Origin of the sequence: Litorilinea aerophila (assembly GCF_006569185.2) — a bacterium.
GTDB lineage: Bacteria > Chloroflexota > Anaerolineae > Caldilineales > Caldilineaceae > Litorilinea > Litorilinea aerophila.
This window is the reverse complement of the sequence record NZ_VIGC02000013.1, coordinates 94,630-107,045: the sequence shown is the minus strand read 5'-3', so window position 1 is coordinate 107,045 and position 12,416 is coordinate 94,630. Positions and strand designations below refer to the sequence as shown.

8 protein-coding genes are annotated in these 12,416 nt (G+C 66.5%); 2 read left to right on the top strand and 6 right to left on the bottom strand.

Annotated features, from left to right (window positions below; all coding sequences use genetic code 11):
• Positions 1–66 precede the first annotated feature (66 nt).
• Positions 67–1,965 carry a molecular chaperone DnaK gene (dnaK, locus tag FKZ61_RS11925; protein ID WP_141610347.1) on the bottom strand — a complete coding sequence of 633 codons (1,899 nt, stop codon included), beginning with the start codon at positions 1,963–1,965 and terminating at the stop codon, positions 67–69.
• Positions 1,966–2,650: 685 nt separating this feature from the next.
• Between dnaK and FKZ61_RS11920 the strand changes: the two genes are divergently transcribed.
• The gene (locus tag FKZ61_RS11920; protein WP_170199619.1) at positions 2,651–4,663 is read left to right on the top strand and encodes an NYN domain-containing protein; all 2,013 of its coding nucleotides are present in this window, start codon (positions 2,651–2,653) and stop codon (positions 4,661–4,663) included.
• 25 nt (positions 4,664–4,688) lie between these two features.
• Here FKZ61_RS11920 and FKZ61_RS11915 read toward each other — a convergent pair whose 3' ends face one another.
• Both FKZ61_RS11915 and FKZ61_RS11910 read right to left on the bottom strand, forming a co-directional pair.
• A complete protein-coding gene (locus tag FKZ61_RS11915; protein ID WP_141610345.1) occupies positions 4,689–7,289 on the bottom strand; it encodes an ABC transporter permease in 2,601 nt (866 codons plus the stop codon).
• Positions 7,286–8,086 carry an ABC transporter ATP-binding protein gene (locus FKZ61_RS11910; protein WP_141610344.1) on the bottom strand — a complete coding sequence of 267 codons (801 nt, stop codon included), beginning with the start codon at positions 8,084–8,086 and terminating at the stop codon, positions 7,286–7,288. Before FKZ61_RS11910 ends, FKZ61_RS11915 begins: the two co-directional genes overlap by 4 nt.
• A gap of 399 nt (positions 8,087–8,485) precedes the next feature.
• Between FKZ61_RS11910 and FKZ61_RS11905 the strand changes: the two genes are divergently transcribed.
• Positions 8,486–9,559: a zinc-dependent alcohol dehydrogenase gene (locus FKZ61_RS11905; protein WP_229964224.1), complete on the top strand. Its 1,074-nt coding sequence runs from the start codon at positions 8,486–8,488 to the stop codon at positions 9,557–9,559.
• A 158-nt stretch (positions 9,560–9,717) separates the two neighbouring features.
• Here FKZ61_RS11905 and FKZ61_RS11900 read toward each other — a convergent pair whose 3' ends face one another.
• From FKZ61_RS11900 to FKZ61_RS11890, 3 genes are all read right to left on the bottom strand, one after another.
• Positions 9,718–10,773: an NAD(P)H-dependent glycerol-3-phosphate dehydrogenase gene (locus tag FKZ61_RS11900; RefSeq protein ID WP_141610343.1), complete on the bottom strand. Its 1,056-nt coding sequence runs from the start codon at positions 10,771–10,773 to the stop codon at positions 9,718–9,720.
• Between the two features lie 32 nt (positions 10,774–10,805).
• The gene (locus FKZ61_RS11895; protein WP_141610342.1) at positions 10,806–11,765 is read right to left on the bottom strand and encodes a COX15/CtaA family protein; all 960 of its coding nucleotides are present in this window, start codon (positions 11,763–11,765) and stop codon (positions 10,806–10,808) included.
• A gap of 139 nt (positions 11,766–11,904) precedes the next feature.
• Entirely contained in the window at positions 11,905–12,381 is a 477-nt protein-coding gene (locus FKZ61_RS11890; protein ID WP_141610341.1) for a low molecular weight protein arginine phosphatase, read from the bottom strand.
• Positions 12,382–12,416 lie beyond the last annotated feature (35 nt).

The following is a 12,416-nucleotide window of genomic DNA, read 5'->3' as shown; positions in this document are numbered from 1 at the left end:
CGTTCTTTCGTTCATTCCCCATTCTTCATCTGGGGTGGCCGTGTTGGCGTGGGGGTCGACGTGGGTTTAGACCTGGCGGTATTCGCCTTCCACCACGTCATCCTCGCCGCCGGCTTCCCCTTCAGCACCGCCTTCGGGCCCGGCGCCATTCCCCGCCTGCTGCTGGTACATCTGCTGGCTCAGGGCGTGGCTGGCCTGCTGGAGCTGCTCGGTCAGGCTGCGGATCCGGTTCAGATCGTCGCTCTCCATGGCCGCCTTCAGATCCTCGATGGTCTGCTCGATGCGGCCCCGATCGGTGGCGGGCACCTTGTCGCCCAGCTCCCGCAACGTCTTCTCGGTGACGTAGATCAGGTTGTCCGCGTTGTTGCGGGCTTCCACCAGCTCCCGCTGCCGCCGGTCCTCGGCCTCGTGGGCCTTGGCCTCCTGGACCAGGCGCTCCACCTCTTCCTTGGACAGGTTGGTGGAGGCCGTGATCTTCACGCTCTGCTCCTTGCCGGTGGCCTTGTCCCGGGCGGTCACGTTGAGGATGCCGTTGGCATCGATGTCAAAGGTGACCTCGATCTGCGGCACGCCTCGTGGCGCCGGCGGGATGCCATCCAGGCGGAAGTGGCCCAGCGTCTTGTTGTCCCGGGCCATGGGCCGCTCACCCTGCAGGATGTGGATGTCCACCGCGGTCTGGTTGTCCGCCGCCGTGCTGAAGATCTCGGTCTTCTTGGTCGGGATGGTGGTGTTGCGCGGGATGAGCACCGTCATCACGCCACCCAACGTCTCCAGACCCAGGCTCAGCGGCGTCACGTCCAGCAGGAGCAGGTCGCTGACCTCACCGGCCAGCACACCGGCCTGCAGGGCCGCGCCGATGGCCACCACTTCATCCGGGTTGACGCCCTTGTGGGGCTCCTTGCCGGTCAACTGGCGCACCAGCTCCTGGATCATGGGCATGCGGGTGGAGCCACCCACCAGCACCACTTCGTCCAGGTCCTGGGCCTTGATCCCCGCGTCCTTCAGGGCGTTGAAGAACGGCTGCTTGCAGCGCTCCACCAGGTCGGCGGTGAGCTGTTCGAACTTGCTGCGGGTCAGGGTCATGGCCAGGTGCTTGGGCCCGCTGCTGTCCGCCGTGATGAAGGGCAGGTTGATCTCCGTCTGGGAGGTCGAAGAGAGCTCGATCTTGGCCTTTTCGGCCGCCTCCCGCAGGCGCTGCAGGGCCTGGCGATCCTTGCTCAGGTCGATGCCGTGTTCCTTCTTGAACTCGCTCACCAGCCACTCGACGATGCGCTCGTCCCAGTCATCACCGCCCAGGTGGGTGTCGCCGTTGGTGGCCTTCACCTCGATCACGCCGTCGCCCACTTCCAGGACCGAGACGTCGAAGGTACCGCCACCCAGGTCAAAGACCAGGATGGTCTCGTCGTTCTTCTTGTCCAGGCCGTAGGCGATGGCCGCCGCGGTGGGCTCGTTGATGATGCGCAGCACTTCCAGCCCGGCGATCTGGCCTGCGTCCTTGGTGGCCTGGCGCTGGCTGTCGTTGAAGTACGCCGGCACGGTGATCACGGCCTGTTTGACCTCTTCGCCCAGGTAGGCTTCCGCGTCCCGCTTGAGCTTGCTCAAGATCATGGCGCTGATTTCCTGGGGCGTGTAGGTCTTGTTCTTGACGGGAATCATGACCCGGGCGTCATGGTGGGGCCCCTCCACAATGGTGTAGGGGACCATCTCCATGGTCCGCTTCACTTCCGGCTCATCGAAGCGGCGCCCCATCAGCCGTTTCACCGAGTAGATGGTGTTCTCCGGGTTCACCACGGCCTGGCGCTTGGCGGTGATGCCCACCAGGCGCTCACCGGTTTTGGTAAACGCCACCACCGAAGGCGTGGTTCGCGACCCTTCGGCGTTGGGAATGACCGTCGGATTACCGCCTTCCATGACGGCCATCACGCTGTTGGTCGTCCCCAGATCGATACCTAGAATCTTGCCCATGGTCGTTCTATCCTCCTCAGATAATCGTCTCATTCATTGCTGTTGTCACAGACGCCCCGGCATCCAGTTTCTGCCATCTCCGCCAGGAGTCTTCCCGGTCGGACATGCCCTCCTGTGCTGCCTGGCGCATGCGTTGTTTCACTATGGTACAGTCTAGACGAAAGATGTAAGTAAGACATATGGCAAACATTAGCGAAGTGTATGAATTTTTCCAAACGCCCCCTGTTTTGAATCCACCACCCTCTGTGCTGCCCAGTACAGTCTGGCGTAAATACCACGGCAGAAATTCCGGGTGCCCTCTGGGCGCGCTCCCTCTGGTGGATACGATCGGCTAAGCCGCGGGCCAGAGGCCCGATCGGCGAAGCCGCGGGCCGAAGGCCCCCTCGGCGAATTTTGCCGGGATTTACTCGCAGGTACCTCGCGGCCCCGCGGGCGGACCTGTCCCATTCCCCCGGGTTTGTGTTATGATTGGTGATGGTACGGCGGTCTGTCATGGGCTCGTCGTCGCCGCTGCGCCTGGCCGGGCGACGTTTCCCCAGGCCCGTGGAAACGTCCGACCAGGGGAGTCTGTTGTTGTGGAGCGTTCATCCGGCCACCTGGGGCCGGGCTCCCCCTTAGCTGGAAAATCCGGTGAAAGATGCCCTACCCAAATAAAAGAGAAAGCGAATGGTTTGAGGAGACTCTTATGAGTAACCAGATCGCGGTGTTCATTGATTTCGAGAACGTCGCTTTATGGGCTGAACAAGAATTCCTGGACTTCGAATTAACCCCCCTGATGGAATATCTCCAGAGCCGTGGGCCGGTGGTCATCAAGCGAGTCTATGGCGACTGGAGCCGCTTCTCCCACTACCGGGAAGAGCTCATGAACAACTCGGTGGACCTGGTCCAGATCTACAGCGTCCGGGCCGGCAAAAATCGGGCCGACATCCGCATGGCCCTGGACGCCATGGAGACGGCCATCACCCGCCCCCAGATCCAGACCTTCGTCATCGTCTCCGGCGACAGCGACTTCGGCCCCCTGGTGGCCAAGCTGCGGGAATACAGCCGCTACACCCTGGGCATCGGCCCCAAGGATGTGACCCACCCCCTCCTGGTCAAGGCGTGCGATGAGTTCGTCTACCTGGAGTCGGTGCTGGGCGAAATGCACGACCACGAACTGCACAGCCCCTCCAGCGCGGACAACGAGAATGCACGCAGCCTGCTGGACAAGGCCCTGCGGGTCCACGCCCAGCGGGGCGAACTGCCGGTGCTGGCCGCCAAGCTCAAGCAGACCATGCTGCTGATGGACTCCGCCTTCAACGAGGCCAACTTCGGCTACTCCCAGTTCAAATCCTGGCTGGAACACAACCAGGACCTCATCAGCCTGTACACCAAGGACATGCAGCTCTACGTGGCGCCCAGGGACTATGTGGTCTCCAACGACCAGGGCCTGCGCCCCTGGGAATCCGGCCCGTCGGGCAACGGCCAGCATGCCGGCATCAACCCCGTCATCCGCGCCGCCCAGGCCCAGAGCGCCAACAACAAGCCTTCCCTGCGCCTTCAGTACAAACAGATCTTCAACCGCCTGAAGATGACTTCCGTGGACTTCGCCACCCGCCGGGATGTGCTGCGGGACATCTACCGGGAGCTGTCGGAACGGCCCAACGAGCGCACCACCGACGAGCTACTGGAAGAGCTCTGCATGCGCTACGAAGCCCAGGGGCTCATCCGCAGTAAGACCACCCTGCGCCAGATCTGGCAGATGGGCTTCCGCCAGCGGGCCTTCGACTACGGCGACCAGGTGGCCTCGGTCCACGTGCCCGTGCGCCTGGCCGACGGCATCGACAGCGAGGCCGACTTCGTCAAACGGGCCGAGTCCGGCTTCGTCTTTGCCGTGATCAACGCCGGCCTGGAGATCGATAAACACGAACTGGCCGCCATCCTGCTCAACGACCGGGACCAGGTGGACTACATCCAGAGCCTGCTGGACGACCTGCAGGAGCGGGGGCTGATCGTCTACAAGGACAAGCGCTACACCCTGCCCGGCCACAGCGCCATCCCCTTCGCCGACGAACCGGCCCTGCAGCTCCTCCGTTACGACATCGAGCACGTGCAGTTGCCGGATAACCTCCCCCGCACCCAGGAGAAGGCCCGCTCCCTGGCCAAGACGGCCATGCTCCAGCGCTCCCAGGATTTCGCCGCTTCGGCCCGTAGCTACCTCTTCGCCTGCCGCCTCCAGTGGGACGCGGTGGAGGCCAACGAACCCGGCGCCAGCGTGGAGGATCTGCGCTGGTACATGGCCTCCTACGCCTCGGTCAAAGCCGGCGAGCTCTCCCAGATCCACCGGGACTACGCCAACTCCCGGCCCTACTACCTGGCCTTCTTCTACCTGGTCCAGGAGGACGACCCCCTGTGGAGCCGCATGCGGGGGCTGATCAACCCCATGCTCTCCTACTACTGGGTGAACGCCTGGCGGGAACTGGGCCTGACCGCGGCCAACCCCAGCCTGAGCACCACCACCCCGGCCGAAATCGCCGTCAGCGCGGCCACCCACGAAAACCAGGAGCTGTGCAAGCTCTGGTTCACCATGACCCAGAACCTGGCCGAGGTGAATCCCGGCCTGCTGCGCCGGGTGGCCAACCAGATCCGCCTCAACCGCTCCGACTCGCCGGTGCACATGCAGGTGGCGGACGCCATTGAGCAGATGTTGATGGTGTAGGCAGAATAGGAACAGTACGCTCAGGCTACTCGGAACGCAGCGCCTCCGCCGGCCGGGCCTGCCCCATCCGCCAGGCAGGGTAGAGCCCGGCCAGGAGCGCGGCCACCAGGGCCACCCCCAAAGCCCGAACCAGCTCCCAGGGCTGCACTTGCATGGCCAGGGTCCAGCCAAAGGAGCGCACGTTGATGATGTAGATGAGAATGGCCGCCAGCAAGAGGCCGGTGGGCAGGGCCAGCAGCCCGGCGCTGGCCCCCAGAAGACCCGTCTCCAACAGGGAGAGACGCCAGAGCTGGCGTCGGGTCATGCCCGTGGCCCGCAGCACCCCGATCTCCCGGCTGCGCTCCAGCTGCAGGCTCATCAGGGTGCTCAGGATGCCGATGAAGGCCACCAGGGTGGCCAGGAGCTGCAGCGCCACGGTGATGGAGAAGGTGCGGTCGAAGATCTCCAGCGCGTTCTCCCTCGTCCCCCGGTTGGAGCGGACCAGCAGGGCCGTCCCCTCCGCGGCCAGGGCACCCCGCAACTCCGCCACCTTGGCGTCCACATCCACCCCGGGCGCCACGAACAGGGCCACGGCGGAAAAATAGGGGTCATCCCACCACTGCCGGTAGACCCCATCGGCCATGAAGACCACCAGGTTGACGTCGAAATCCACCGTCACCCCCACGATGGGAAAGCCCCGGCGCCCCCGGTCGGTCTGGAGGGTGATGACATCGCCCACGCCCAGCCCCAGCCGGTGAAACAGGGGCTCGTTCACCAGCACGCCCCCCGCCTCCACCGCCTGCCACGTCTCCTGCCAATCCCCCACTGCCTCCCGATAGCGGCGGCCTGCCCCGGCCAGATCCCGGCTCAGGGCCACCACCCGCACCGGTACGCCAGCCTGGACCACGGCCTGGGGCGAGGGGTCCAAAAAGGCCGCCACGTCTACCCCCCGGGAAGTGGCCACCCCGGCGATGCCCGGAAACTCGGCTAACCGCGTCACAACATGGGCGTCCAGGGTCGTGGAGACCCGATTGGCCCGCAGGGACGGGGGCGACACGAAGATGTCCGCCTGGAGCACGTCCTCCAGCCAGAGCTCCACCGTGGTGCGGAAGCTCCCGATCATGACGCCCACGCCGATGATGACGCTGACGGCCACCATCAGAGCCGCCACGGCCACCGCGGTGCGGCTCAGGGAGCGGAGGATGGAGCGGGGCGCCATGCGGGTGATGACCCCGGCCCACGGCTCCACCAGCCGCCGGAGGCCGCCCAGCAGCCCCCACAGGAAGGCGGGGGTGAGCAGGGCGCAGCCGAGGATGACGGCAAAGAGGCCGACAAAGGCCACCACCAGGTTGCCATCGGGCCAGAGCAGCCCCGCCCCCAGCCCCAACAGCAGCAGTGCGGCCAGGGTCGCCCAGGGCAGGGTGCGACGGGCCCGCTCCTCCACCTGGCTGCGCTGAAAGGCGCCGGCCGGCGGCACCCCGGTGGCCTCCCAGGCGGGCAACATGGCTCCCACCAGCGCCGCCACCATGCCCATCACCCCGCCCTTGACCAGGGTAAAAGTCGGGATGTCCACCTCCTGCACCGAGACCACGAAGAAGAGGTCGTTGATGGTGCGGGTGACCAGCTGGACCGCGCCCCGCCCCAGGGCCACTCCCAGAACCAGGCCCGCGGCCGTGCCGGCCAGCCCCAACAGGGCCGCCTCCACCAGGATGAGCAGGTAGATCTCCCGCCGGGTCATCCCCAGGGAGCGCAACGTCCCCAGGACCGGCCGACGCTGGACCACGCTGAAGGCCACGGTGTTGTAGATGAGGAACATCCCCACCACCAGGGCCAGCAGGCTGAGCGCGGTCAGGTTCAGGCGGAAGGCCGCGGTCATCTCGCCCACGGTGCCCTCCCGGGCCGCGCTGGGTTCAACGTACGCGCCTGGCGGCAGCGCCTCCCCGATGCGTCGCAACAGCGCCTCCCCCGCGGCGCCCTCGGGCACCAGCAGGTCGATGCGGTCCAGGCGGCCGACCCGGCCCAGCACCTCCTGGGCGGTGGCGATGTCGGCGATGAGCACCGTCTCCAGCGCGCGGCGGCTCAGGTCGTCCGACGGGGCCAGAAGGCCGGCAACGGTCAGGCGGACCTGGCGGGTGCCCACCTGGGCTGTGAGCGCGTCGCCGGGCTGGAGGCCATACCGTTCGGCCACGGCCTGGCTGAGCAGGACCGTGTTGGGCGTGGCCATCAGGGCGGCCAGGAAATCCGGTGGCCCGCCTGTATCCTCTGCCGGGTTGAGATAGCTGCGGAAAGGGGGCTCGGCAAAGGGATCCACGCCCAGCAGGCGCATGGGCTGTCCGTCCAGCTCCGGCACCACCACGTACTCCTCCACCACGGGCGCGCTGGCCCGCACCCCCAGCTCCCGGCGCAGGCGCACGTAGAGGGCTTCGTCCAGGCCGCCAGGCCCACCCAGGATCTGGTGGGTGGCCCGGCCGGTCACCGTCTCGGTGCCCAGGTTGAAGGCCCGCTGGGCAGAGCCGTTGGCCAGGTCGATGGCCACGATCATGGCCACGCCAATGGCCACGCCCACCACGAAGAAGAGGCTCTGCAAAGGGCGTCGCAGGACATGGCGTCGGGCCAGGCGCAGGATGGCCCGGAGGGCATCCGTCATGGCGCGCCTCCGTCGGCGGGCAGGCGGCCCTGCCAGTTGCCATCGCTGCGCAGCTTGCCGTGGACCAGATGCAGCACCCGGTCGGCCCGGCGGGCCACCTCGGCCGCGTGGGTCGCCATGAAGAGGGTCTTGCCCGCGTCCCGGGTCAACTCCAGCAGGAGCGCCAGCACCACCTCGCCTGTCTCGTCATCCAGGTTGCCGGTGGGCTCGTCGGCCAGGATGAGGAGAGGATCATGGACCAGGGCCCGGGCGATGGCCACTCGCTGCTGCTCGCCGCCGCTGAGGCGGTCCGGGTAAGTGTTCAAGCGGTCGCCCAGGCCCACCCGCTCCAACAAGGCCGTGGCCCGGGAGCGGGCCTGGGCCCGGTTGCCGCCCAGCTCCAGGGGCAGCATCACGTTTTCCAGCACGGTGAGGGTGGGGATGAGGTTGAAAAACTGGAAGACGATGCCGATATGGCGGCGGCGGAAGCGGGTACGTGCCTCCTCATCCAGGGCGGTGATGGTCACCGGCCCTTCGGGCGCCTGGATGGTCACCTGGCCGGCTGAGGGGGCGTCGATACCGGCGATCAGGTTGAGGAGGGTGCTCTTGCCGCTGCCCGACTTGCCCAACAGGCAGACGAACTCGCCGGCGTAGAACTCCCGGCTGATGGCGTCCAGCACAGTGCGGCTCTGTCGCCCTTCCCGATACTCCTTGCTCAGGCCTTCCAGCCGGATGAGGACCGGCGGTGCCGGGGCGATGCCTGGCGCCTCCTTGTCCACCGTTGCCAGGCCCTGGGCCTCTTTCCTGCCTCTGTCCATGGTCTCCTCGCCGCGTTCTTGAGAAACTCTTCACAAACCGTCTGTGTCATGATAGCCGGTAGGGCGGGGCCAATCTGTCGGCGACCCGACAATCGGGGTGGGATGGGGCTGGGCCTTGGGCCGATGATTGAAATCATCGGCTGGCACACCCCAAGTGCGTTCCCCCCGTCATCAACAGGCAAATCATTGCATTTTGTGCTATCCTCTATTGATGACGGGTATTGGTGACGGGTATTGGTGACGGGCAAATACCCCAACCCATCAGCGTATCATCCAGGCGCCTGTGTGCTGATTCGAGTTACTCTCTCCTGCGTTTCTTTGTGCCTTTGCGCCTTTGCGTTCAAAAACGCCCTTTTTGCAGGGGAGTCATCCTGACCATTCAAACTTTCGAGGAAGACCATGAACACATCCCAGCTGATGACCGCTGTTCGACTCTACGGCCCCCGGGACCTGCGGGTGGATCGGGTACCCCACCCCGGCCCGCCCGGCCCCGAGCAGGTGCTCCTGCGGGTGACCGCGGTGGGTATCTGTGGCAGTGACCTCCACACCTACCAGGATGCCCGCATCGGCGACACCCGGCTGGAAGCGCCCCTGACCCTGGGCCACGAATTCGCTGGCGTGGTGGAGGCGGTCGGCCCCGGCGAAGCCCTGGACGGCGAATTCCAACCCCTGCAGCCGGGCACCCGGGTGGCGGTGGATCCGGCCCAGCCCTGTGGCCGCTGCGAACTATGCGAACAGGGCCACCCCAACCTCTGCCGCCGCCTTCATTTCTGCGGCCTCTACCCGGACCCGGGCAGCCTCTCCCAGTGGATGCATGTGCCGGCCCACACCTGTTTCCCCGTGCCGGATTCCATCGACGACGCCTGCGCCGCGCTGCTGGAACCCCTGGGCGTGGCCATCCATGCCACGGACCTGGCCAAGATCCGGGTGGCCGACAGCGTCGCCATCCTGGGCGCCGGCCCCATCGGCCTCTGCATCCTCCAGACGGTGCGGGCTTCGGGTGCGGAGCCCATCTTCGTGGTGGATCAGTTCCCCTGGCGGCTGGCTGTGGCCGAGGAGCTGGGGGGCATCCCCATCAACTTCCGGGAGCAAGATCCGGTGGAGGCGGTAATGGCGGCTACCAATGGCCGGGGCGTGGACGTAGCCATCGAGGCGGCCTGGGCCGACCACTCCATCCAGCAGGCGGCCCAGATGGCCCGGCTGGGCGGCCGCCTGGTGCTGGTGGGCATCCCGGGCGATGATCGCTTCGCGCTGCAGCACTCGGTGGCCCGGCGCAAAGGGCTCACCATCCGCCTTTCCCGGCGCATGAAGCACGTCTACCCCCGGGCCATTCGCCTGGTCCAAAGCGGCAAGGTTAACCTGCAGTGCCTCATCAGCCACCGCTTCCCGCTGGAGCAGACGCCCCAGGCCTTCGCCCTGAACGACGCCTACAGGGACAACGTGGTCAAGGTGGTGATTGAGGTGGGGAGGTAAGCAACACCAATTGTCTGGCGAAGTGGCGCTCATGATTCCGCAGGACTGGTTTCCATACCGGACAAGCGGTCACGTATGGAAACCAGCCCTGCGATGCCTCGTGATTAGACAATTCGGTATGAGAGGGGAATCGGTATGAGAGGGGAAACCGTCTGACTTCAGCTCCCCGCGAAGAACTCGTCCCAGGGGATGTCCACGGGCGCGTCGTTGCAGACGATCTGGATCATGGTCCGCAGAAGGGGGATGCGGGCCGGATCCAGCCGCCCTTGCTGCACCAGGGTCTCCACCGTGGGGCCGATGGCCAGGGCCAGCTCGGCGCCCTCGATGGTCTCGTCGGCCATGTAACGCCGTTTGGCGTCGCTGTAGGGGAGGCCCAGCCCCAGCCAACGCCCCATGCGGCCGTTGCGCCCGCCCATGCTGGTCACGTAGAGGTCGCCTGCCGCGGGCAGGGAATAGACGCTGGCCGGCTGTCCGCCTGCCCACTCCACCAGGTAGGCGATCTCCCACAGCCCCTGGGCAAAGAGGGCCGCTGAGAGGTTGTGCATCACCGCCTGGTTGTCGGCCTGGCCCTCCTTCTCCAACAGCCCGCCCACGATGCCCACGGCCAGGGCGTAGACATTCTTCAAAGCCACGCACACCTCCACCCCTACAAAGTCCGGATTGGTCCAGACGTGGTAGTAGGGCGTGCGCAGCAGGCCCGCCAGCCGCTCCAGCAGGGCCGGGTCGCTGCCGGTGAGGACCACGCAGGTGTGGCGACGGACGGCCAGCTCCCCGGCGATGGAAGGGCCGCCGATGGCCGCCAGTTGCAGCCGGGGTTGGACATCGGGCGGAAAACCATCCCGCAGGACGTGGGGCAGGATGCGCAGCCGCTCCCCGTCCCCTTCCAGCCCCTTGGTGAGGAAGAGCAGGGGCGTCTCCGGGGAGAGGCGGGGCGCGAGCATGTAGGTGGCCCAGTCCACCCCCAACGAATTCACCCCCAGCACCACCAGATCCGCGCCGGCCAGGGCCTCGTCCAGACGGTCGTAGGTGTACGGCTGCACCGCGTCGGCCAGCCGCACCCGTAGCCGCGGGTGGACGTGGCTCTCGTGGAGCTCTTCGATGATGTCGCCGTCCAGGTGGGTCCCCACCAGACGAATCTCGTGGCCGTTATCGGCCAGGGGTGTGGTGAAGGCACTGCCCATCAGGCCAGCGCCCAACACAACGATCCGCGCCATCTTTCCTCCGTTCGAGAATTCCACCCAGGGTTTCAGCGGTTGGCGGACAGCTCCACCGCCGGCCGGCCTGCGGGCCTCTCCTGCCCCGGCACCGCCACCGGCGCGCCGAAGACTGCCGCGGCCAGCAGGATGAACGTGATCCAGATCAGGTCGGCCAGCAGCAGGTGGAAAAGCTGCAGCCAGATGGGCGCCCGCAAGTAGACGTTGAGGATCCCGGCCAGGAGCTGGGCCAGATAGAGGGCCAGCAACAGGCTCGCGTAGCTCCCCACCGGAACCATGGGCTGGCTGCGGTGGGCGGCCCAGGCCGCCAGGGCCACCAGCGCCCCCACGGTCAGGGCCAACAGGGGATGGTAAATGCGCAACTCGATGAGGCCGGCGACGATGGGCGACTCCAGGGGGGAGATCCCCGCGTGGAGGGTGAGGGTGTCGCCCAGCGCGGTGACGCCCCCGCTGGCGCCCAACACCAGCAGCCCCAGACCTGCCAGGCCGAAGGACCAGGTCAACAGGCCCCGACCTCGCCACCGAAGTGGCCCGCCGCCCGAAGCCCACCAGACGGTGAGGGTCAGGACGGCCAGGAGCAGGAAGGTGTTGGTCAAGTGGCCGGCCATCCAGTAGGCCCGGGCTATCGAGACGTTGGTGGCCACGTACTGGAAGAGCACCAGGCCGGCGCCGATCAGGGCCTCGGTGATCATGAAGAACATGGAGAGCCCGGCCCCCAGGCGCACAGGATGTCCCTTGGGGTAGAGGCGCAGGGCCCAGATCAGCATGGCCACCACGCTCAACAGGGCCAGGCCGCTGGTGAGCCGGTGGGAGAACTCCACCAGGGTCTGAATTTGGGGGTCCTGGGGGATGATCTCGCCGTTGCAAAGGGGCCAGTGGCTGCCGCAGCCGGCGCCCGAACCCGAGGCGCGCACATAGGCGCCCCAGATGATCACACCCAGGTTGGCAATCAACACTGCCCAGGTAAAGCGGGCAAAACGTTTCCGGTCCATGGTCGATCCTTGTGAAAAATGGTACAGCCGCCGTGGGCCTATTCTACCACAGGTCGCCCTTGAGAGGACAAGCCAACACGGGCGCAGCAAGCAGCGCCCCTACCCGCATTCCCTCAATTTCGCCCCATCGGCTCAGGGTTCATTCCCGGGCCCGGCGGCGGAGGAGGGGCATACCCTGGCGCAGGATCTTGTCCAGCTCCCGGGCGGTGTTGCGGTACTCTTCCAGGGGACCGGTCACTGGATCCAGGATGTCGAAGCGGCGGCCGATCAGCTCGCTCATGAGCATCAAGCGGGGCGCACACTCGGGGAACTCGGTGAGTAGCGCCTCCTGGTGGCCCGCGGTCATGGCCAGGATGAGGCGGAAGGCCTGGAGCAGGGAGGGGGTGAGGCTGCGGGAGCGGTGGTGGCTCAGATCCACCCCCCACTCCCGCATGACCGCGACGGTGTTGGGCATGGCCGGCTGGCCGTCCACCGCCCACGTCCCGGCCGAGGCAATGAGCCAGTCCCCCGTCTCGCCCGCGGCAGCCACCTGAAGGCGCAACAACGCCTCAGCCATGGGCGAACGGCAACGGTTGGCCGTGCAGACGAAGAGGACGGAATAGGAGGGCGTGGACATAATCTACAGTTTAACCGGTGGGCGCGCCTGCCAGC